The organism is Paracoccus sp. SY (genome assembly GCF_002901215.1).
GTDB classification, from domain to species: domain Bacteria; phylum Pseudomonadota; class Alphaproteobacteria; order Rhodobacterales; family Rhodobacteraceae; genus Paracoccus; species Paracoccus acridae.
In genome coordinates this window covers 1-21,915 of sequence record NZ_NWMQ01000009.1, presented here as the reverse complement: position 1 = coordinate 21,915, position 21,915 = coordinate 1, and the positions used below count along the sequence as shown (strand labels likewise).

21 protein-coding genes are annotated in these 21,915 nt (G+C 64.5%); 10 read left to right on the top strand and 11 right to left on the bottom strand.

Annotation, left to right across the window (positions count from 1 at the left end):
* Positions 1-37: 37 nt before the first annotated feature.
* The gene (locus tag CK944_RS09345; protein ID WP_103172795.1) at positions 38-595 is read right to left on the bottom strand and encodes a gamma-glutamylcyclotransferase; all 558 of its coding nucleotides are present in this window, start codon (positions 593-595) and stop codon (positions 38-40) included.
* Positions 596-676: 81 nt separating this feature from the next.
* Here CK944_RS09345 and CK944_RS09340 point away from each other — a divergent pair, with 81 nt between their 5' ends.
* Complete coding sequence (locus tag CK944_RS09340) at positions 677-1,639, top strand: DUF2125 domain-containing protein (protein WP_158247982.1); 963 nt, start codon at positions 677-679, stop codon at positions 1,637-1,639.
* Here the strand turns inward: CK944_RS09340 and CK944_RS09335 are convergent.
* The 5 genes from CK944_RS09335 to CK944_RS09315 all read right to left on the bottom strand — a co-directional run bounded on the left by CK944_RS09335 (position 1,623) and on the right by CK944_RS09315 (position 7,025).
* Positions 1,623-2,543, bottom strand: coding sequence for a prephenate/arogenate dehydrogenase family protein (locus tag CK944_RS09335; protein WP_103172793.1), 921 nt, complete (start codon positions 2,541-2,543; stop codon positions 1,623-1,625). The genes CK944_RS09340 and CK944_RS09335 overlap by 17 nt on opposite strands.
* Complete coding sequence (gene hisC / locus CK944_RS09330; protein ID WP_103172792.1) at positions 2,540-3,631, bottom strand: histidinol-phosphate transaminase; 1,092 nt, start codon at positions 3,629-3,631, stop codon at positions 2,540-2,542. Before hisC ends, CK944_RS09335 begins: the two co-directional genes overlap by 4 nt.
* Positions 3,632-3,729: 98 nt before the next feature.
* Positions 3,730-4,968, bottom strand: coding sequence for a Hint domain-containing protein (locus CK944_RS09325; protein ID WP_103172791.1), 1,239 nt, complete (start codon positions 4,966-4,968; stop codon positions 3,730-3,732).
* A 190-nt stretch (positions 4,969-5,158) separates the two neighbouring features.
* The gene (gene rpsD, locus CK944_RS09320) at positions 5,159-5,779 is read right to left on the bottom strand and encodes a 30S ribosomal protein S4 (protein ID WP_103172790.1); all 621 of its coding nucleotides are present in this window, start codon (positions 5,777-5,779) and stop codon (positions 5,159-5,161) included.
* A gap of 139 nt (positions 5,780-5,918) precedes the next feature.
* Positions 5,919-7,025: an ROK family transcriptional regulator gene (locus CK944_RS09315; RefSeq protein ID WP_103172789.1), complete on the bottom strand. Its 1,107-nt coding sequence runs from the start codon at positions 7,023-7,025 to the stop codon at positions 5,919-5,921.
* Between the two features lie 119 nt (positions 7,026-7,144).
* Here CK944_RS09315 and CK944_RS09310 point away from each other — a divergent pair, with 119 nt between their 5' ends.
* Genes CK944_RS09310 through CK944_RS09295 form a run of 4 tightly spaced genes read left to right on the top strand, consistent with a single transcriptional unit; the run spans position 7,145 to position 10,738 of the window.
* Complete coding sequence (locus CK944_RS09310; RefSeq protein ID WP_103172788.1) at positions 7,145-8,173, top strand: sugar ABC transporter substrate-binding protein; 1,029 nt, start codon at positions 7,145-7,147, stop codon at positions 8,171-8,173.
* Positions 8,174-8,232: 59 nt separating this feature from the next.
* Positions 8,233-9,288, top strand: a complete 1,056-nt coding sequence (locus tag CK944_RS09305) for an ABC transporter permease (RefSeq protein WP_103172787.1) — start codon at positions 8,233-8,235, stop codon at positions 9,286-9,288.
* Complete coding sequence (locus CK944_RS09300; RefSeq protein ID WP_229665047.1) at positions 9,285-10,058, top strand: ATP-binding cassette domain-containing protein; 774 nt, start codon at positions 9,285-9,287, stop codon at positions 10,056-10,058. The genes CK944_RS09305 and CK944_RS09300 overlap by 4 nt, the downstream gene beginning before the upstream one ends.
* Complete coding sequence (locus CK944_RS09295; RefSeq protein WP_239986020.1) at positions 10,055-10,738, top strand: nucleoside/nucleotide kinase family protein; 684 nt, start codon at positions 10,055-10,057, stop codon at positions 10,736-10,738. The genes CK944_RS09300 and CK944_RS09295 overlap by 4 nt, the downstream gene beginning before the upstream one ends.
* Here the strand turns inward: CK944_RS09295 and CK944_RS09290 are convergent.
* The 4 genes from CK944_RS09290 to thrS form a co-directional block, all read right to left on the bottom strand.
* Positions 10,697-11,911: a multidrug effflux MFS transporter gene (locus CK944_RS09290; protein ID WP_239986029.1), complete on the bottom strand. Its 1,215-nt coding sequence runs from the start codon at positions 11,909-11,911 to the stop codon at positions 10,697-10,699. The genes CK944_RS09295 and CK944_RS09290 overlap by 42 nt on opposite strands.
* 60 nt (positions 11,912-11,971) lie before the next feature.
* Positions 11,972-12,598, bottom strand: coding sequence for a DsbA family oxidoreductase (locus CK944_RS09285; protein WP_103172785.1), 627 nt, complete (start codon positions 12,596-12,598; stop codon positions 11,972-11,974).
* Between the two features lie 78 nt (positions 12,599-12,676).
* Positions 12,677-12,883: a cold-shock protein gene (locus tag CK944_RS09280; RefSeq protein WP_089388183.1), complete on the bottom strand. Its 207-nt coding sequence runs from the start codon at positions 12,881-12,883 to the stop codon at positions 12,677-12,679.
* Between the two features lie 203 nt (positions 12,884-13,086).
* Positions 13,087-15,033, bottom strand: coding sequence for a threonine--tRNA ligase (gene thrS / locus CK944_RS09275; RefSeq protein ID WP_103172784.1), 1,947 nt, complete (start codon positions 15,031-15,033; stop codon positions 13,087-13,089).
* A 119-nt stretch (positions 15,034-15,152) separates the two neighbouring features.
* On the opposite strand from thrS, the gene CK944_RS09270 reads away from it, so the two are divergent.
* A complete protein-coding gene (locus CK944_RS09270) occupies positions 15,153-15,893 on the top strand; it encodes a carboxylesterase (RefSeq protein WP_103172783.1) in 741 nt (246 codons plus the stop codon).
* Positions 15,880-16,833: a carboxylesterase gene (locus CK944_RS09265; protein WP_103172782.1), complete on the top strand. Its 954-nt coding sequence runs from the start codon at positions 15,880-15,882 to the stop codon at positions 16,831-16,833. Before CK944_RS09270 ends, CK944_RS09265 begins: the two co-directional genes overlap by 14 nt.
* A gap of 31 nt (positions 16,834-16,864) precedes the next feature.
* Here the strand turns inward: CK944_RS09265 and phaZ are convergent, their stop codons facing one another.
* Positions 16,865-18,172, bottom strand: coding sequence for a polyhydroxyalkanoate depolymerase (gene phaZ, locus CK944_RS09260; protein ID WP_370463835.1), 1,308 nt, complete (start codon positions 18,170-18,172; stop codon positions 16,865-16,867).
* Between the two features lie 427 nt (positions 18,173-18,599).
* Between phaZ and phaC the strand changes: the two genes are divergently transcribed.
* The 3 genes from phaC to phaR all read left to right on the top strand — a co-directional run bounded on the left by phaC (position 18,600) and on the right by phaR (position 21,801).
* Positions 18,600-20,384, top strand: a complete 1,785-nt coding sequence (gene phaC / locus CK944_RS09255; RefSeq protein WP_103172908.1) for a class I poly(R)-hydroxyalkanoic acid synthase — start codon at positions 18,600-18,602, stop codon at positions 20,382-20,384.
* Positions 20,385-20,577: 193 nt separating this feature from the next.
* Positions 20,578-21,042: a Phasin gene (locus tag CK944_RS09250; RefSeq protein WP_103172781.1), complete on the top strand. Its 465-nt coding sequence runs from the start codon at positions 20,578-20,580 to the stop codon at positions 21,040-21,042.
* Positions 21,043-21,189: 147 nt separating this feature from the next.
* Positions 21,190-21,801 carry a polyhydroxyalkanoate synthesis repressor PhaR gene (gene phaR / locus CK944_RS09245; RefSeq protein ID WP_103172780.1) on the top strand — a complete coding sequence of 204 codons (612 nt, stop codon included), beginning with the start codon at positions 21,190-21,192 and terminating at the stop codon, positions 21,799-21,801.
* Positions 21,802-21,915: the final 114 nt, after the last annotated feature.

Below are 21,915 nucleotides of genomic sequence, written 5' to 3'. Positions count from 1 at the left end.
TAGGATGCGGCCTTTCGCTTGCCAAGCGATCCGAACGTCAGGTGCTGCGGTTTCCGTCCCTTTCCAGCAGCTTGCGCACTTCGCCCGTCAGGTGATCCAGGGTCGCATCGCCAAGCCCGATCTGCGTCAGATGGGCTGCGGTATTGAACAGGTATTCGGCGTTCGGACCCCGCCCGCCATGCGCCTGGGCGATGATCCGCGCCTGTTCGGCCAGGGACAGTCCGCCCGCATACTGGACGTGGTCGCGGCGCATGACATAGGCCAGACCCTCGACCCGGCGGCCGTCTTCCAGACGCAGGGGCAGGATCGCTTCCTGATAGGCATCGGTCACCAGTTCGCGCGCGCGAAGATAGGCCAACACCTCGTCATGGTCGTGATCGGCGATGCGCAGGGCCAGGCCGCCGCATTCGGCATCCGGTTGTTCGTCCAGGCCAAGCACCAGGCCGGGCCGTGTCCTGGTGCCGCGATGCTGGATCGACCGCAGGCAGAAGCTGCGGGTATAGCCGGACGTCCAGGCCCGCACCGCCTCGGCCGGGGCAAAGCCCGGATCCCAGATCAGCGATCCGTAACCGAAGACCCAATCAATCTTTCGCATCCGTTCGAACCCGTCCATTCACCGCAGGTTAGGATAGCGTGTATCAGGATGAAAGGGCGCCGCAGGCGAAATGGCGGGCTGATGGGACGGGCAAGACTGCCGATGATGATCGTGCTGCTGCTGGCCGGGGCGTGGCTGGTGGCCGAGCCTCTGCTGGTCTCGCAAGCCCGCAGGCATGTGCAGGCGGACACCGTGGACGGGCAGCCCGGCCCGTTGCGGCTGGGACTGGCGCTGCAGGACCTGACGGTGCCGGTGCAGGCGGGTGCTGTGACGCTGCCGCGCCTGGACGCTTGGGTAACCCCTTGGGCGCCCCTGACCGCCCGTGCGATCCTGCCCCCTACGGCCTTGCTGGACACGACGGATGGGCAACAGCGGCTGGAATTGTCCGACGCGACGGCCCGCATTCGCTTGTCACCGATCGGCGGTCGCCTTCGGCATCTTGAAACCCGGTTCGCGGGCGTCGGACTGGATGGCACGCCCTTGTCGGGACAAGGCGGGATCACCCTGCAGGCCGTTTCCGATGACCGGGCAGAAGGCGTGGCCTATGACATCCATCCCGACCTGCCCGATCTGCACTTCCCACAGCTTGCGGCGCTATCGGGCGGATTGCGCCTTTGGCTGGACCGGCCGATCGGGCTGTCCAATGCGGATGCGCAACCGGTGGTGCAGCGCGTGTTGACCGAAGGGTTGGACATCGATGCCCGCCGCTTTCGGCTGCGGGTGGTGGGGCTGATCCTCAAGGGGGCCGATGGCCGGGTCGAGGGGCGGCTGGCGATCTATGCCAGCGATGCCGGTGCCATGCTGGAAAGCGCGGCCGAGCAGGGGGTACTGCCCCCGCAGGTCGGACTGCTGGTCAGGGCGATGCTGAACCGCATCGGCCAGGCGGATTTCTCTGGCCCGCCCATTCCCGGTCAGCCCCCGATGCCGGCAGCGCCGGAGGGAGAATTGCGCATCCCGGTCGAGATGCGGGACGGGCAGATGTATCTGGGCGGGATCCAGATCGGCCCTGCGCCGGTCTGGCCGGACCCTAGCGTGCAGGGCTGACGCGACCGAAGTCGGGCGCCGCCGTATCCTGGCCCGCCTCGATGATGCCGCGGCGGATGGCGCGGGTGCGGGTGAAATAGTCGAACAACTGCTGGCCGTCGCCCATGCGGATCGCGCGCTGCAGGACGAACAGTTCCTCGGTGAAGCGGCCAAGGATGTCCAGCGTGGCCTCCTTGTTGTGAAGGAACACGTCGCGCCACATGGTCGGATCGCTGGCGGCGATCCGGGTGAAGTCGCGGAAACCGGCGGCGGAATACTGGATCACTTCCTCGTCCGTGACGCGGCGGAGGTGGTCGGCGACGCCCACCATCGTATAGGCGATCAGGTGCGGCGCATGGCTGGTCACGGCAAGAACCAGGTCGTGATGCGCCGGTTCCATGGTGTCGGTCTTGGCACCCATAGCGCGGACCAGATCCGACAGGCGGGCGGCGGCGGCGGGATCGGTGTCGGGCAGGGGGGTCAGCAGCCACCAGCGGTTCTGGAACAGGCTGGCAAAGCCCGCGCGCGGCCCGGAATGTTCGGTTCCCGCCAAGGGATGGCCGGGCACGAAATGCACACCCGCCGGAATATGGGGCGCCACCGCGTCGATCACCGACTGCTTGACGGAACCCACGTCCGTCACGGTCGCGCCGGGCTTCAGATGCGGCGCGATCTCGGCCGCGACCGGCCCCATCGCACCCACGGGCACCGCCAGCACCACCAGATCGGCGTCGGCCACGGCATCAGGCGCGCTGTCGGTGATGCGGTCGCACAGGCCGATGTCCCGGGCGACCTCTCTCGTCCCCGCGCTGCGGGCAAAGCCCACCACCTCGCGTGCAAGTCCCTTTTCGCGGATCGCATGGGACATGGACCCGGCGATCAGGCCCAGCCCGATCAGGGCCACACGGTCATAGATGACGGTCATGCGCCCCTCCGATCCGCCATGAAGCGGCCCAGGCTGTCGATCACGCGGGTCACGCCGTCCTCGTCGCCGACCGTGATGCGCAAGGCCGCTGGCAGGCCATAGCTGGACACGCGGCGCACGAGGATGCCGTCCTCGCGCAGGGCCGCATCGGCGGCCTCGGCCTCGGCCGCGTCGGCAAAGCGGGCCAGCACGAAATTCGCAAAGCTTTTGTCGCAGCCGATCCCCATCTGGATCAGCGAATTGCGCAACCGGTCGCGCATCCGGGCATTCAGGTCGGCGCAATGGTCGCGAAAGGCGGTGTCGCGGATCGCGGCCTCGGCGGCGGCCATCTGGGCATTGGACAGGTTGAAGGGCTGCCGGATGCGGTTTAGCACGTCGATGATCTGGCGGCTCGCATAGCCCCAGCCGATCCGCAGCCCGCCAAGCCCGTGGATCTTGGAGAATGTGCGGGTCATGATCACGTTCTGATGCCGGTCCACCAGTGCCGCGCCGCCATCGGCCCCGGCTGCGAATTCGGTATAGGCGCTGTCATGGACCAGCAGCACGGTTTGCGGCAGCCCGTCCACAAGGCGCTGAACCTCCTCCGGGGTCAGCATCGTGCCGGTCGGGTTGGCGGGATTGGCGATGAAGACCACGCGCGTCCGTTCCGTCACGGCGGCCAGGATCGCGTCCACGTCGATGCGGCGATCGGCTTCGGGGACGGTAACGGGGGTCGCGCCGACCATCCGCGCCAGAATCGGATACATGGAAAAGCCATGCTGGGTCGTGATCACCTCGTCGCCTGCGCCCGCGAAGGCGTGGACCACGAACTGCAAGACCTCGTCCGAGCCCACGCCGCAGATGATCCGGTCGGGGTCCAGCCCGTGAACCTCGCCGATGGCGCGGCGCACGGGGGCGTGGTCGGTGTTCGGATAGCGATGCAGATCGGTGGCTGCCGCGGCATAGGCCGCCCGCGCCTTTTCGCTGCAACCCAGCGGGTTTTCGTTCGAGGACAGCTTCAGCACCGTGTCGCGCCCCGCCAGCCTGCTTTCGCCGCTGACATAAAGCGCAATGTCCATGATGCCGGGTTTGGGGGTGATCTGCGTCATGTTCCTATCCTTTGCGCGCCCCGTCTAGTCGATCGCGGCGCGCCGAGGAAGTGTCATGCGCGGGAAATCCGGCAACCATGGCCGCCGGATCTCATCGGTCAGTGCATCGCCACCAAGGGCTTGCCGTGCTGCAAGTGGCGCATTGCCAGCTTGCGCCCCATGCGGCCGCTTGCCAGCTCGCGTGCCGAGGGCGGCAGGCTGGCCGTGTGTTCCAGTTCCGGGAACAGGGCGAAGATCTCTGCCTTGGCGGCGCGGCCGACGCAACGAAGCGCCTGTGGTCCGGTATAAAGCGACTCGGTCTCGGTTCCGTTGGCGAAGACGATCTCGTGCCGGTCGAACAGGATGTGGAAATATTCGACCGTTTCTAGGTCGTCCGCGATGTCGATCCCCTTCAGCGGCAAAAGCTGCTTTGCGGCGACCAGAACCTCGGGCGCGCCGAACATGCGCTGCGCGATGGCCGACCGGATCAGGATCCGGTGCTGTGGTGACACCACCAGCGGTTGCGCCGGAAGGTTCGGGCCAAGGGCGCCAACCGCGATCCGGATCGGGCGCAGGTTCGGCTGGGCGCGCAGCCGTTCTGCCAACAGGGTGACCCGGCCGATCCAGCGGATCGGCTGATGGCCGTTGTCGCGGGTCACCACCATTGTGCCAACTTCCAGATCCTCGACCGCCACAGCGCCGTTGGCGGCAAGGATGACCGTGCCGCGCGTGAAGCAAGGAACGACATCATCGGCGTCCAAGGGCAGCGTGCCTGCGGGATCATAGTCGAGGGACAGGACAGCAGTATCCAGAACTTGCTGTGCCAGATCGGTGGCAACATCCGTCACCGGCCCCACGATCCCTCCCAGAAGCGGAATATCCGCCAAGGCATCGGCAATGCCGCTGATGGGGACCGTCAAGGGCGGCAAACTGATCCCGACCAAGCTGAAGTCGATGATGACGCTCAGGTGATCCTCGGTCAGAGGATTGTCCGACAGCAGAAAGGCCTGGTCATTCTCATCGACGTAAACCCCGACTTCGATCGGATTCAGCCGGAGGGACAGGCTTCCCAGCGGAATGCCCGGCAGGAGGCCAGGTACCGTTGCACCAACCGAGGCCGTGGACAGTTCCGCCGTCCCGGCGAAGGTGCCGGTATCGACGGTGCCGCCGTTCTGGTTGACCAAGGTCAGGGCATCTCCTTGGCCCAGCGTGGTCGCAGAGGTGGCATCGACATCGTATTGGTTGAATTGGGTGGGGGAACCCAGGTTGTTCAGCACGAAGGTGGGGGGGAGTGTCAGGACTGGCGTCGCGGCTTCCAGATCAATCAGGCTGCCGGGAACCGGTGTTGTATAGGGCATGTCGTCTTCCTATTGCAGACCCGGCATCTTTGCCGAATCGATCAGGGGGGCGCGAAAACATGCGGACGAATGAAATGTACAATTTGTATAAACTTGACCAAGTCTGACTTGGCAGACGATTTTTCGGCCGGAAAACGAAAAAGCCGCATCCCGAAGGATGCGGCCATGTCTTTGTGCAGAACCGGATGGATCAGTTCTTGGCGTAGTATTCGACGACCAGGTTCGGCTCCATCACGACGGCATAGGGCACGTCGCCCAGGGCCGGGGTGCGCACGAAGGTGGCGGTCATCTTGTTGTGGTCGACTTCCAGATAGTCCGGGACGTCACGCTCGGTCAGGGCGACGGCTTCCAGCACGATGGCCAACTGGCGCGAACGCTCGCGGATGGCGATCACGTCGCCTTCCTTGACGCGATAGGACGCGATGTTGACGCGCTGGCCATTCACGGTGATGTGGCCGTGGTTCACGAACTGACGAGCGGCCCAGATGGTCGGCACGAACTTGGCGCGATAGACGACGGCGTCCAGGCGGCGCTCCAGCAGGCCGATCAGGTTCTCGCCGGTGTCGCCCTTGACGCGCTCGGCTTCGGCATAGATGCGGCGGAACTGCTTTTCGGTCAGGTCGCCGTAATAGCCCTTGAGCTTCTGCTTGGCGCGCAGCTGGGTGCCGAAGTCCGACAGCTTGTTCTTGCGGCGCTGGCCGTGCTGGCCGGGACCGTATTCGCGACGGTTGACCGGGGACTTGGCACGGCCCCAGATGTTTTCGCCCATGCGACGGTCGATCTTGTACTTGGCAGAGGTGCGTTTGGTCACCGCTGATCTCCTTCATTCATTGCTTCGAAGGGCGTTGTCCTTTGGCCAGGGACTTGCGATCCGGGGCCCGACAGGTTTCCCCTTGCGGGGTCCACCAACACCAATGGAAGCGGCGCTTATAAGCATGGGCGCGGCCCTGTCAAGTCAAGGATCCGTCCGGTTCGAAGAAATGCGCCAAGGGCAGGGCAGCGGCCCCCAGGATGCGGGCGCTGCGGGCAAGGCTGCCTTCCAGGATCAGTGGCCGGTCGATGCCGGCTGCGGGAAGCGTTGCAATCTCGGCCCGGGTCGCATCGACCAGCAGGCGGCGGGTGGACGCCGGCACGGCGCCATCGACCACCGCCACGGGGATATCCAGAAGCGCGGTCGCGGCCAGGACTGAAAAGGCAAGGGCCTTGGCGGCTTCCGCGATCCAGGGTCCCTCGATCTCGGCGGGAACCACCCAGCCGGAATCGTCCGGCGGCAGCGAATGGCCCAAGCGCGCTTCGAGGGTCGAGACCGAGGCCACGTCCAGCAGTTGCCGCCCGCCCGGCACCGGCATGGATCCAAGCGCCCCGGCATTGCGGGCGGGGCCGACCCGCAGCCGGCCGTCGAGGACCACGCCGCCGCCCGCGAAATGCGCAATATAAAGATGCACGAAATCCGGCGGCAGCGAAAGCCGCCCGAAGATCAGTTCGGCCGCGCAGGCGGTGCTGCCGTCGTTTTCCAGGAAGACCGGAAACGGCAGGTCTTCGGCCAGTCGGCCTGCCAGGTCGAAGCCGTGCCAGTCCGCCATCTCGGCGCCCCAGTCCCACAGGCGGAAAGGGGTGGCCACGCCAAGCCCGGCGATTCGCCCCGGATCCGGCACCGAGGACAGGATCGTGGCGATGCCGTGGCGGGCAAAGGCGATGATCCGGTCGGGGGTCGGATGGGCATATATCTCTTGCCGGTGGATCTTTATGGCCCCGGTAAAATCCACCAGGGCCAGTTCGACCAGCCGGCGGCCTAGTTTCAGGCCCAGGAACAACGCCCCATCGGGGGCCAGGGAAAGCGGCGTCGACGGCTGACCCACCTTGCCGCGCACGACCGCGCCCTCGTCCAGGAAACCGTTCTGGATCAGCTTTCTTGTCTGGTTCGTGATCGCCTGGGCCGACAGCCCGGTCGCCTGGGCCAGGGCGGCGCGGGGCAGGGGCCCGCGCCTGCGGATCAGCGACAGGATCAACCGTTCATTGCGGCTGAGATCCAGCCAGTTCCGGGGGTCATTCAGCATGGATATCGCCTCCTGAAATGAATTAATCAACATGATTGACTTATTGACAAGAGGAAACGCTTCATGCTTTCTGAAAAGGCAAGGCGGAGGAGGTGCCGCCAATCGGAGGAGTATTCAGTATGATCATCAAGTCTTCGCTTCGCCTTTCGCTGGCCGCTTCGGTCCTGGCGCTTTCCGCGGGCCTTGCCGCCGCGCAGGATCCGGTCAAGGCCTGCCTTATCACCAAGACGGACATCAACCCGTTCTTCGTCAAGATGAAGGAAGGCGCGACTGCCAAGGCGCAGGAATTGGGCATCGAGCTGATGAGCTTTGCCGGCAAGATCGACGGCGACCACGAAACCCAGCAGCAGGCCATGGAAAGCTGCATCGCCGCGGGCGTGAAAGGCATCCTGATCACCGCGTCGGACACCAAGGCCATCACGGAATCGGTCGGGCAGGCGCGCGATGCAGGCATCTTGGTCATCGCGCTGGACACGCCGCTGGATCCCATCGACGCAGCCGACGCGACCTTCGCCACCGACAACCGCGAAGCGGGCCGACTGATCGGCGCCTGGGCCGCGGGCAAGATGGGGGCCGAGGCCGAGAACGCCAAGATCGCGATGCTGGATCTGTCGGCAAGTGCGCCGTCTGTCGATGTGCTGCGCGACCAGGGGTTCCTGGAAGGCTTCGGCATCGACGTGAAGGACAACAACGTCATCGGCGACGAGGAAGACCCGCGCATCGTCGGCCATGACGTCACCTCGGGCAACGAGGAAGGCGGCCGCCAGGCGATGGAGGCGCTGATGCAGAAGGATCCGGGCATCAACCTGGTCTATACGATCAACGAACCTGCTGCCGCCGGGGCCTATGAGGCACTGAAATCCTTTGGGATGGAAGGAAACGTGACCATCGTCTCCGTCGATGGTGGCTGCCCCGGCGTCGAGAACGTCAAGGCCGGCGTGATCGGCGCGACCTCTCAGCAGTATCCCCTGAAGATGGCCTCCATGGGGATCGAGGCGATTGCCGCCTTCGCCAAGGACGGCACCAAGCCACAGACCACCGAGGGCCTGGATTTCACCGACACCGGCGTGAACCTGGTGACCGACCAACCGGTCGAGGGCGTGGCCTCGATCAGCGTCGAGGACGGTTTGGCCCAGTGCTGGGGTTGACCGGCGAAAATCGGGCGGCTGCACTTGCGGCCGCCCTTTTCTGAACTTCGGAGGGCCCGATGTCTGACACTCCCGATCCCGTGGTCGCGCGAAACCCGTCCGAGACGGTGGCGAGCTTCGAGCATCATTCGCGTGGCGCGCTTGACCGGGTGCAGCACTTCCTGCACCGCTTTCCCACGATGGTCCCGGTCATCGTGCTGCTTTTGTCGGTGGCGGTCTTCGGGCTGGTATCGCCCAACTTCTTTTCGGCCTTCAACCTGTCGCTGATCCTGCAGCAGGTGGCGGTCGTGGGCACGCTGGCGGCGGCGCAGTCGCTGGTGATCCTGACGGCGGGCATCGACCTGTCGGTGGGGGCGGTCATGGTGATGGTGTCGGTCATCATGGGCAAGCTGTCCGTGGACTTCGGCATCCCGGTGCCCATCGCGATCCTGATCGGCCTGGCCGTGGGCGGCGCGACAGGCGCGTTGAACGGCGCGCTTGTGACGCGGCTGAAGCTGCCGCCCTTCATCACGACGCTGGGCACCTGGAATATCTTCCTTGCGTTGAATTATTACCTGTCGAACCGCGAGACGATCCGCAGCCAGACCCTGGACGCCGAGGCGCCGATGCTGAAGTTCTTCGGCGAACGCTTCAGCCTTGGCGGCGCGGTGCTGACCTATGGTGTGGTGCTGATGATCCTGGTCTTCGCGGTCCTGTGGTATGCGCTGAACCACACCGCCTGGGGGCGCCGGGTCTATGCCGTGGGCGACGACCCCGAGGCCGCGGCCCTGGCGGGCATCCAGACCAAGCGCGTGTTGATGTCGGTCTATATCGTATCCGGCGCGATCTGTGCGCTTGCCGCCTGGTCGTCGATCGGCCGCGTGGGATCGGTCAGCCCGACATCCTTCTTCGAGGCGAACCTGGAATCCATCACGGCGGTAGTGATCGGCGGCATATCCCTGTTCGGGGGGCGCGGGTCGATCCTGGGGCCGCTGATCGGGGCGCTGATCGTGGGCGTCTTCAATTCGGGACTGCGGCTGGCCGGCGTCGATGTGCTGTGGCAGCTGTTCGCGACTGGCTGGCTGATCATCGTCGCCGTCGCCATCGACCAATGGATCAGGAAAATCTCGTCATGACCCAGCCGCTTCTGTATGCCCGCAATCTGGTCAAGCGCTATGGCCGCGTGACCGCCCTGGACCATGCTGACTTCGATCTGTATCCGGGGGAAATCCTGGCCGTGATCGGCGACAACGGCGCGGGAAAATCCAGCCTGATCAAGGCGATTTCCGGCGCGGTCCAGCCCGACGAGGGCGAGATCCGCCTGGACGGCCAGCCGGTCAGCTTCGCCAGCCCGCTTGAGGCGCGCAGGGCGGGGATCGAGACGGTCTATCAGACCCTTGCCCTGTCGCCCGCCCTGTCGATTTCCGACAACATGTTCATGGGCCGAGAGATCAGGCGCGGCGGCATCATGGGCAAGTGGTTCGGGATGCTGGACAAGCCGGCGATGGACGCCTTCGCCCGCCAGAAGCTGTCGGAACTGGGCCTGATGACGATCCAGAACATCGGCCAGCCGGTCGAGACGCTGTCGGGCGGCCAGCGGCAGGGGGTGGCCGTGGCCCGTGCCGCGGCCTTCGGCAGCCGCGTCATCATCCTGGACGAACCCACCGCCGCGCTTGGCGTCAAGGAAAGCCGCCGCGTGCTGGATCTGATCCTGGACGTGCGGTCGCGCGGCATCCCCATCGTGCTGATCAGCCACAACATGCCCCATGTCTTCGAGGTCGCGGACCGCATCCACATTCACCGGTTGGGACGTCGGCTGTGCGTGATCAACCCGAAGGAACACACGATGTCCGATGCTGTGGCCTATATGACCGGGGCCCGCGTGCCCGAAGGGGTCGCGGCATGACGGGCGGGGAAGGGGGGCTTCGCCCCCAGTCCTTCGGACTTCCCCCAGGATATTTCGACACAGAAGAGGGACAGGGATTGCTGGCCCGGATCCGCGCACTGGATGGCGCGCGGGTGCTGGTTGCGGTCGCAGGCGCGCCGGGGTCGGGCAAATCCACGCTGGCCGAAGCTTTGGTCGGCAGGTTGGAGGATGCCGTGCTGGTGCCGATGGACGGGTTCCACCTGGACGACCGGGTATTGTCCGCGCGGGGGCTGCTGGCGTGCAAGGGTGCGGTCGAGACGTTTGATACGGAAGGTTTTGCTTCTCTGGTCCAGCGATTGGCCGTGCCGAACAGCGAGGTCATCTTTCCCGTCTTCGACCGCAGCCGAGAGATTGCCGTGGCAGGCGCAGGGGTCGTTTCCCCCCGTCACCGCCTCGTGGTGGTCGAGGGGAACTATCTGCTGTTGGACCGCGCGCCCTGGAACGGGCTGCGATACGACCTGAGGGTCTGGCTTGACGTGCCGGTGCCGGAACTAGAACGGCGGCTGACCGCGCGATGGCAGGGCTTTGACAAGGACGCGGATCAGATCGCGGCACATCTGGAAAACGACTTGGCCAATGCGCGCTTGGTCACGTCGCAGTCGCGCCCGGCCGATCTGTCAATCCCGCAGGCGCTTCATCAGAACCCAGGCGAGGGCTGAGCAGACCAGCGTCGCGGTCATCGCCGGGATCGCGGTGCCGTTGTAAAGCAGCCCGACCGGCGCGGCGATTAGGGTTGCCGCGATGGTCGAAAGGGCGGCGATGATGGAGGCCGCCATGCCCGCGATATGACCCATGCGTTGCAGGGCCAGGGCGTTCAGGTTGCCGAAGGTCACGCCTGCCATGAAGAACACGCTGACCGCCCAGAAGAAGAAGGCCGGAAAGCGCAGGCTGGGGGGCAGCGCATCCGTCAAGGTCAGCGCCAGCATCACGGCCGACACGACGGTCTGCATGACATAGGCCCATTTGGCGATGCGCCGCATTCCGAAGCGCATCACGAAGGTGGCGTTCAGCAGCGTGCCGATCCCCGACAGCAAGGCCATCAGCGCAAACCAGGCCGGGAAGTTGTCGCCCTTGCCATAGGCCTCTCCGAACAGTTGCTGGGCCGAGGACAGAAGCCCGAACATCTGTCCGAAGCCCAGGGTCAGCACCAGCGTGCAAAGCATGACCTGTCCGTCCGACAGCACCTCGCGCGCGGCGGCGCTGAGGGGGGCGATGCGCAGGGGACGGCGGGCCGAAGGGGGCAGCGTTTCGGCCTGGCGCAGGCCCAGCCAGATGGTTCCCACCAGGGCGAACAGGATGAAAGCCACGAAGACGCCGTGCCAGCCGGAAAACCAGATGATGCCTGCGCCGATGGACGGGGCGAGTGCGGGAATCAGGATGAAGACCATCATGACGAAGCTGGAAATCCGCGCCATCTCCCGGCCCGAATACAGGTCGCGGATCAACGCCATGCCGACGATGCGCGGGCTTGCGGCGCCGAGTCCCTGGACAAACCGAGCGGCCAGCAAAAATTCGATCGAAGTGGCAAAGATCGCGGCCACCGTTGCCACGACATAGATGGCAGAGCCCATGTAGATCGCAGGCTTGCGTCCAACCGCATCCGAAATGGGGCCGGCGAAAAGGGTGCCCAGTCCCATGCCCGCCATGAAGGCAGTCAGGATCAACTGGGCCCGATTCACATTGTCCGGCGTCAGTTCTGTCGCGATGTCGGGCAGCGCGGGCAGCATCGCGTCGATGGAAAAGGCGACGGTGGCGAACAGGAACGCCAGCATCGCGACGAATTCCGGCAAGGGCAGGCGACGCTGCGGCGCGGTCGCGTCAGAGGCGGTCATGGACATGGGAGGCCTTTCGGTCAGGCGCAGCCTATACTGGAATATTGCACACTGTGCAAGTTATTTCAGGGTGCTTTCCGCCAGTTCGTCGATGACCTGCTGCCACAGGGTTGCCGGCTGCGCGCCGCTGATCGCGTGCTGGTTGGCGACGATGAAGGTCGGCACCGAGGAGATGCCGCGTTCGCGGGCGTGCCCTTCGCGGGCCGCAACCTCGGCCCGGTCGGCGTCGCTTGCCAGAAGGCGCGTCACCAGATCGGCGTCCATGCCCGCCGCTGCGGCGATGCGCGCCAGTTCGGAGGCATCGCCGATGTCGCGGGCTTCCTGCCAATGGGCGCGCAGCAGCCCCGACATCACACGGGTCTGTGCGCCTTCCAGGCCCGCCCAATGCATCAGCCGGTGGGCATCGGTCGTATCCGGTTCGCGGGGCGAGGGGTTCAGGTCAAGGCCAAGGCCTGCCGCCCGTTCGGCCACGGCACGGGACGCGTCCTCGGCGCGCGAGCCAAGTTTCGCGCGCAGGTATTCGATCCGGTCCATGCCTCCCTTCGGCATCTGCGGGTTCAGGCGGAAGGGATGCCAGGTGATCTGGAACGGATGAAGCGGCCGGCTTTCAAGCGCGCGGTCCAGTTCCAGCTTGCCGATCAGGCACCAGGGGCAGACCGGGTCCGCGAAGATGTCCAAGGGTATCATGGCCCGTCCTTTCCGCCGTGTTCGGCAAAATGAAAACGGCCCGCGAACGGGCCGTTTCGCAACCTTGACAAAGCTGGTTCAGAGCAGCTTCAGATCGCTGGCCGATGCGCGGCCGTCGCGGCCCGACTGCAGCTCGTATGCGATCTTCTGGTTGTCCTTCAGGCCCGTCAGCCCTGCACGTTCGACGGCCGAGATGTGGACGAAGATGTCCTTGCCGCCGTCATCGGGGGCGATGAAGCCATAGCCTTTGGTGGCGTTGAACCATTTAACCGTTCCGGTCGCCATAACCGTTCTCTCCTTCAAGTCATCCCGACGCAGGATTGCGCCAGGCCGTGCAGCCTGCTTTCGAACTTCCGGCTGCCCTGAACGGGAGGCGGTAGAAAGGCTTCGCTCACGCAGGTGAGAGGATGGACGAATCGTTAAAAAACGCAAGAAGGAAACGCGCGCAGATAAAATCTGCACGCGACAAACCCCTGAAAAGCCGCGATTCAGCGCAGATCGGGGGGCGTGGCCTCGTCTTTCAGTGCGTCGATGGCTTCGGTTAACGGTAACGAACGCGACCCTTGCTGGTCCAGGCGCCGAAGCGAGACGGTCCTATCCTCTACCTCTTTCATGCCGATGGCAAGAATCGCCGGGACCTTTCCGACCGAATGTTCGCGCACCTTGTAGTTGATCTTCTCGTTCCGGGTATCCGCCTCGGCGCGAATACCTGCGGCGCGCAAGGTCTCCACCACCTCGGCCACATAGGCATCGGCATCCGAGACGATCGAGGCCACGACCACCTGGCGCGGCGCCAGCCAGAAGGGCAGCTTGCCCGCGCTGTTCTCGATCAGGATGCCGATGAAGCGTTCGAAGCTGCCCAGGACCGCGCGGTGCAGCATGATCGGGCGGTGCTTGGCGCCGTCGGGTCCGACATATTCCGCGTCCAGCCGTTCGGGCAGGTTGGGGTCCACCTGCAGCGTGCCGCATTGCCAGTCGCGACCGATGGCGTCGCGCAGCACGAATTCCAGCTTGGGACCATAGAAGGCGCCTTCGCCGGGGAACAGTTCGTAATCGTATCCCGCCGCCTGGCAGGCATTGCCAAGCGCGGCCTCGACCCGGTCCCAGCTTTCGTCGCTGCCGATGCGCTTTTCGGGGCGGGTGGACAGCTTGATGCGCCAGTCGGTAAAGCCCAGGTCGGCATAGACGCCCGCCAGAAATTCGATGAACTTCTTCGTCTCCGCCTCGATCTGCTCCTCGGTGCAGAAGATATGCGCGTCATCCTGGGTAAATCCGCGCACCCGCATGATCCCATGCAGCGCGCCCGAGGGTTCGTAGCGGTTGCAGGATCCGAATTCCGCCATCCGCAGCGGCAGGTCGCGATAGGATTTCAGGCCGTGGTTGAAGACCTGCACATGGCACGGGCAGTTCATCGGCTTCAGCGCGTTGACCGTCTTGGTCTTGGCATGTTCCTCGTCCACTTCGACGATGAACATGTTTTCCTGGTAATTGTCCCAGTGGCCGGATTCTTCCCACAGCTTGCGGCTGACGACCTGGGGGGTGTTCACCTCGACATAGCCGTCAGCGCGCTGCTTGCGGCGCATATAGTCCTGCAGCGTGGTATAGATGCTCCAGCCGTTCGGGTGCCAGAAGACCTGGCCCGGCGCTTCCTCCTGCATGTGGAACAGGTCCATCTCGCGGCCCAGCTTGCGGTGGTCGCGCTTGGCGGCCTCCTCCAGCATGGTCATGTGGGCCTTGAGGTCGTCGCGGTTGCGGAAAGCCACACCATAGATGCGCTGCAGCATCGGCCGGGTGCTGTCGCCCAGCCAATATGCGCCCGCGATATGGGTCAGCTTGAAGGCGTCGGCGGGAAGCTGGCCGGTGTTCTGCAGGTGCGGGCCGCGGCACAGATCCTGCCAGTCGCCATGCCAGTACATCCGCAGGTCCTCGCCTTCGGGGATGCGGTCGATCAGTTCGACTTTGAACGGCTCGCCCCGGTCCTTGTAATAGGCGACGGCGCGGTCGCGGTCCCAGACCTCGGTGCGGACGGGATCGCGGGCGGCGATGATCTCTTTCATCTTCGCCTCGATCCGGCCCAGATCCTCGGGGGTGAAGGGGTCCGCACGGTCGAAGTCGTAGAACCAGCCATAGTCGCGCACCGGGCCGATGGTGACCTTCACGTCGGGCCAGATTTCCTGCACGGCGCGGGCCATGACATGGGCGAAGTCGTGGCGGATCAGTTCCAGCGCGGCGGCGTCGTCCTTCATCGTGTTGATGCTGATCGCGCCGCTGCCGGTGATCGGCCATTGCAGGTCGATATGCCGCCCGTCCAGGCTGGCCGAGATCGCGCGTTTGGCAAGGCTGGGCGCGATGCTTTCCGCGACCTGCGCGGCGGTGATGCCTGCGGGATAGTCGCGCGAATTGCCATCGGGGAAGGTGAGGGAAATCTGGGACATAGGTCCTCCTCGTCGGTTTGGCGCCCACGGAACGCCCGGTTGCGGGTTATCTGCGCCCTCCATTGGACCGGGGCGGGAAAACTGTCAAGATAAGCGCCACCATCGCAGGAGAGCCGTGAATGAGCGAATATCTGGACACCCCCGCCGGTCGGCGCATCGCCTTTCAGCGCAGCAACGGGCGCGGCCCGGGCGTGGTCTTCCAGGGCGGGTTCAAGTCGGACATGACAGGAACCAAGGCCGTCTGGCTGCACGACTGGGCGCGGCAGCAGAACCGCGCCTTCCTGCGCTTCGATTATTCCGGCCACGGCGACAGCAGCGGCAGCTTCGAGGAAGGTTGCATCGGCGACTGGTTCGAGGACGCGCGCCATGTCATCGAGGCGCTGACCGACGGGCCGCAGGTCTTGGTCGGATCGTCGATGGGGGGATGGATCGCCCTGCTGGTCGCGCGCGCCTTGCCGCAGCGGGTGGCGGGCCTTGTCACCATCGCGGCAGCACCGGATTTCACGGAACAGGGCTTCTGGGCCGGGTTCAGCGATGCGCAAAGACAGACCCTGACAAGGACCGGGCGGATCGAGTTGCCCAGCGAATACAGCGACAAGCCCTATGTTATCACCCGCCACCTGATCGAGGACGGGCGCCGCCACCTGGTCATGACCCAACCCCTGCACCTGCCTTTCCCGGTGCGGATGCTGCAAGGGACGGCGGATGCGGATGTGCCGGCCGAATGGGCCGTTCGCCTGCTGGATCACGCGGCGGGCGACGATATCCGGCTGACGCTGGTGAAGGGCGCCGATCACCGTTTCTCGTCCCCGGAATGTCTGGCGCTGATCGGGCAGTCGATTGGCGATGTTCTGGCCTAGGCTTGCGCTTGGGCTGGTTGCGGTGTTCGGCCTGATGTGGGTCCTGGGGCCGCGCGACCGGCTGCGCATGGATTCGCTGCCGGTCGATCCGCCACTTGATCCACAAGCCTGGCTGGAAGAACGAGAGGCGGGCATCCGCCCCGAGGTCGTGTCCTATCTACAATGGGCGGACAAGCCCGGTCAGGCGGCCGACCTGGCAATCCTTTATGTCCACGGCTTTTCGGCCAGTCCGGCTGAACTGCGTCCCTTGCCCGAGGATCTGGCGCGGCGCCTGGGCGCAAACCTGCTGGGGATCCGCCTGACGGGACATGGGCAGGGCGGTGCCGAACTGGCTGCGGCCCGGGCGGAGGACTGGTGGCGTGATCTGGCGGAAGGCCTGGCCCTGGCGCGCGGCATGGGGCGGCGGGTGGTCGTGCTGGGCATGTCCACGGGTGCCACGCTTGCGGCGCAGGCGGCCCGCCACCCGCAACTGGGCCGGATGATCGACGCGGTGGTCCTGATCTCGCCCAACTTCGCGCTGAAGGCCGGCAATGCATGGATGCTGGATTTGCCCTTGATGCGGCCGGTCCTGCGGCTGCTGGGCGATCCCCAGCGGTGCTTTGCAACGCGCAACGACATGCACCGCAGGCGATGGACAAGCTGTTATCCGGTTTCGGCCACGCTGGCGGTTGGGGCGGTGATCCGGCAGGGGCGGCAGGGCGATTACCGGAATGCACAGTCCCCCGCGCTGTTCGTCTGGACCGAGGGTGACCGCATCATCGACCACCGGGCCAGCGAACGGGTGGCGGCGGAATGGGGCGGCGGGGCCACCGTCATCAAGGTCGAACCGGGACCGAACGACGACCCCGATGCGCATGTGATCGCAGGCGAGGCTTTGTCGCCAGACCTGACCCGCGATCTTCTGCCAAGGATTTCGAACTGGATCCAGGCTTGTCCCTGACCACGGGCAAGGCCTGTTCAGGTGCGGCGGATCAGACGGCGATCTTGCTGCTGTCGCCGATGGGATCGGTGACGCCGCAATCCGCCGCCACCCCGCCACGGGTGCGACGTCGGCGAGGCTTGATCGAATCCGGGACGTTCATGTTTTCGTCGATGAAGTCCAGGACAAGCGGGCGGATGTTCAGCCGCCAGGACTTGCCCGCGAAGATGCCGTAATGGCCCGCGCCGGGTTCCAGATGCTGCTTCTTCTTGTCCGCGGGAACGCCCGTGCACAGATCCAGTGCCGCCACGCATTGCCCCGGGGCCGAGATGTCGTCATTCGCCCCCTCGACCGTCATGATGGCGACATCGCTGATCTTGCCGATATCGACGCGGCGGCCGTTCACGACGAATTCGTTCCGGGCGATTTCCAGCTTCTTGAAGATCCGGTCCACCGTCGAAAGATAGAATTCCGCCGTCATGTCCATGACGGCAAGGTATTCGTCATAGAACTTGTAGTGCTTGTCGCCTTCGGACGCGGTGCCGCGCGCTTCGCCCCAGATCTTGTCCATGAAGGCGCGTGCATGGGTTTCGGCATTCATGGCGATGAAGGACGCCAGCTGCGCCAGCCCCGGATAGACCATCCGGCCTGCGCCGCGATATTTGAAGCCCACGGATTGGATCACCAGATGTTCCAGTTCGCCCATGGTCATCCGGTTGCCGAAATCCGTCACCTCGGTCGCGGCGGCATCGGGATCGACCGGCCCACCGATCAGGATCAGGCTGCGCGGCTGCGATGCGGGATCATCCTCGGCCAGGATGGCGGTGGCGGCCAGGGCCAGCGGGGCAGGCTGGCAGACGGCGATGACATTCGTGTCCGGCCCGAGATGGCGGATGAAATCGACGAGGTACTGGGTGTAATCCTCGATGTCGAACTTGCCTTCGCTGACCGGGATGTCGCGGGCGTTGTGCCAGTCGGTGACGTAAACCTCGCAGTCGGGCAGAAGCGAGGTGACGGTGGAGCGCATCAGCGTGGCGTAATGGCCCGACATCGGCGCGATCAGCAGCACCTTGCGGGGCTGGGTTTCGCGGCGTGCGACGCGGAAATGGATCAGGTCGCCGAAGGGGCGCTTCATCACCGGTTCCACATAGACGATATGGTCCTGGCCCTGGTCGCCCGCGATCGGGGGAATTTCCCAGTCGGGCTTGATGACCATCCGGGCGAAGCTGCGTTCGGTGACCCGTCCCCACGCGCTCATCAGCTTGAAGATGGGGTGGGGATTCAGCGCGAAGATCGGATAGGACGCGATGGCCCGCGCAGAAGCGCCCATCCATTCGTTGGTATTCCGAATGGTTTCCATCGCATCATAGGATACGATGCCCTTTATACCTTTGATTGCCACAGGGGCCAGCCTTTCATTGCTGCGTCAGGAAGAAACGCATCACTGGGCAAATGGGTCCAAAACCCGCATTTGCGCAATGTCGGCCCTGCGCATATCATTGTTCGGGTAATAGGGGGGAACCAGCATCATGGCAAGAAGCACAGGATCTGGCGGCAAGGAAGTTGCCGGGAAGCGTGGCAAGGCGGACATAATCAAACAGGCCGCCGATGCCGACGCTGAAAAGCCGGGCACTGAAAAGGCAGCCGCCCCGCGTCGTCGCCGCGCCAAGACGGAATCGGCGCCCGCTGCCGCTGATCCCCAGGTGGCGTCGCCGCAGATGCATATTGACCAGGCGGCCCCGGTTTCCTCTGACACCGCGCCCGAGCCGGGCCGCGGCCCGCAAGCCATGGCCGACGCCTTGGCGCGGGGATCGTCCAAGGCCACGGCCAGGAAGCTGGCGGAAAACATCGAACGGATCGAGGCCTTGGGCCAGCGGCTGCGGGTGGCGCTGGCGACGCGGTCTCTTCCCAATCCGGGCATCGAGGCGCCCGGACCCGAACTGTTCCTGACCGCCGCGAATGCTTGGGTCAAGACGATGTCCGAACAGCCCGGTCGCGTTCTGGAAACCCAGGTGAATTACTGGGGCGAGACGCTGAAGAACTATGCCGATGCGCACATGGCCCTGGCGCGCGGACAGGCCCCGGCCGAGGATGACGAGACGGCACAGGACAAGCGGTTCTCGAATCCGCTGTGGCAAAGCCATCCTTACTTCAACTTCGTCAAGCGGCAGTATCTGATCAATGCAAAGGCGTTGAAGGATGCCGCGCAGAACCTGCAGATGCCCGACGATACTGCACGGCGCCGGATCACCTGGCTGACCGATCAGATCGTCGACATGATGGCCCCCACCAACTTCCTGGCGACCAATCCCGACGCCCTGGAACGCGCCGTCGAAACCGAAGGCGAAAGCCTGGTCCGGGGCCTGGAAAACCTGGTCCGCGACATCGAACACCATGGCGGCGATATCGTCGTGTCGCTGGCGGACCGCGAAGCCTTTTCGGTGGGCGAGAATATCGGCACGTCGGAAGGCGTGGTTGTTCACCGGACGCCGCTTTTCGAATTGATCCAGTACAAGCCCGCCACTGACCAGGTCTTTGAAACACCGCTGCTGATCTTTCCGCCCTGGATCAACAAGTTCTATATTCTTGATCTCAAGCCGCAGAACAGCCTGATCAAATGGCTGGTTGAACAGGGCCAGACGCTGTTCGTCGTCAGCTGGAAAAACCCCGATGCCAGCTACGCCGATATCGGGATGGAGGATTATGTCGCCGCCTATCTGGAGGCGATGGACAGGGTCCGCGACCTGACCGCGCAGCCCCGCCTGAATGTCGTGGGTTATTGCATCGCGGGCACGACACTTGCCCTGACGCTGGCGCTGTTGAAGCAGCGGGGCGATGACCGGGTCAATTCGGCGACCTTCTTCACCACCCTGACCGACTTTTCGGATCAGGGTGAGTTCGTGAGCTTCCTGCAGGACGATTTCGTCAATGGCATCGCCGAGGAGGTCAGCCGCCACGGCCTGCTGCGCGCCAGGCTGATGTCGCGCACCATGAGCTTCCTGCGCCCCAACGATCTGGTCTGGGGGCCGGCCATCCGCAGCTACATGATGGGCGAGACGCCGCCGGCCTTCGACCTGCTGTTCTGGAATGGCGACAGCACCAACCTGCCGGGCAAGATGGCCATGCAATATCTGCGCGGCCTGTGCCAGCAGAACGCCTTTGCCGGCGAGGGCTTCGACCTGATGGGCCACAAGCTGCATTTGTCCGACGTCAAGGTTCCCCTTTGCGCCATCGCCTGCGAGACCGATCATATCGCACCTTGGAAGGATTGCTGGCGGGGGGTCGCCGGAATGGGTTCGGACGACAAGACGTTCATTCTTTCGGAATCGGGCCATATTGCCGGGATCGTCAATCCGCCGACCAAGAAGAAATACGGCCATTACATGGGAAGCACCGATTTCAGCGGAGGGCACCAATCCTGGAAGGAATCAGCCAGCTTTGCGCCGGGAACCTGGTGGTCGCGCTGGGGCGATTGGCTGGCTGAAAGGGCAGGGCGAATGGTCCCGGCGCGCGATCCGGGAACCGGACTTGGCCCTGCGCCGGGAAGCTATGTCCACGAAAGGGCAGCTTAGGGCAAAAGGAAACAATGCCTTGTAATGAATTTTCGGTTCGAGAAACCGAGAGCCATAATTTTTCTGCGCCGCAGCATAAAATACTTGAAATGCCGCGGCGCAGCATTCATATTCCGGTCACGAGAATGGCTTTGGCTGCGGAAACCTCTCTCATCGAATACGTCCTTCCGCGGCGTTGACAGGAGTGAATGACATGGCGAAGACCCCCGATTTTGCAAAGAACTTCCAGGATATGATGGCGAATTTCCCGATCGACACCTCGTCGTTCCAGGAAGCGTTCAAGTCGCAGGGCGTCCTGGGTGAAAAGCTGGCTCGCGTGGCCCTGGCCGCTGCCGAGCGTTCGACCGAGATTTCGGCCCAGTGGGCCAAGGACACCATTGCCCGCGTGGGTGAACTGGCCGTCGTCAAGCATGAACCCTCGGACTATGCCAAGTCGCTGACCGATTTCGCCTCGGCTTCGGCTGAAGTCGCGGCCGAGCACATGGCCGCCTTCGCGGAAGTCGCGAAAAAGGTCCAGATGGACACCGTCGATCTGATGCTGACCGCCGGCAAGGACGTCGCCGCCGACGCCCGCACTGTTGCGGAAACCGTCGTGCGCGACAACCAGGTCGCCGTGAAGAAAGCCGCTGCCGCTGCTTCGACCGTCGCCGCGAAATAAGCGCATCCGACAGTGATCGGAAGGAAGGGGCGTCATCGCCCCTTTTTTCATGCGGTCTTGCCAGGTCTTTGGCAGGTGCAGAAAATTGCTTTGCCTTTTGCGGTTGCAGCACCCATCATGGCGTAAATCGCTTGCCCGAGGTCCGTCATGGCCGCAACGTCCGCGCCGCTTCTCATCAAACGCTATGCCAGTCGGCGGTTGTATAACACCGAAACCAGCGACTATGTGACGCTCGAGGATATTGCGACCTTCATCCGCGCCGGACGAGAGGTCAAGATCGTGGACCTCAAGTCCGGGGACGACCTGACCCGGCAGTACCTGCTGCAGATCATCGCCGAGCACGAGGGCAGGGGCGAGAATGTCCTGCCCATCGACGTGCTGACCGACCTGGTCCGCAGCTATGCCACCAGTGCGCATTCGGTGGTGCCGCAGTTCCTGGCCGCCAGCTTCGAGATGTTGCGCGAAAGCCAGTCGAAGCTGATGGAGAACATGGCCGTCATGCCTCATCCCATGGCCCGCGTCCCAGGCTTCGACGCCCTTCATCGTCAGCAGCAGGCTTTCCTCAAGGCAATGATGGGCGGCTGGACCGGCGCCTCCGGCCCGGAACCGGACGGCATAGAGGATGCGTCCTCGTCCGACACTCCATCGGTCCGCAAGCCTGCAAAGCGACATGCCGCCGTCGAAGGCGAAGGGTCCGAGGACATGGCGGAAATCCGGCGCCAGCTGGCGGAACTTCAGCAACGTATTTCAAAGCTCTGACTTGCGCCCGTCGCGGACACCCGTTAGACCGCCCCCAAGGACAGTTGGCCGAGTGGTCGAAGGCGCACGCCTGGAAAGTGTGTAGGCGGGGAACCGTCTCGAGGGTTCGAATCC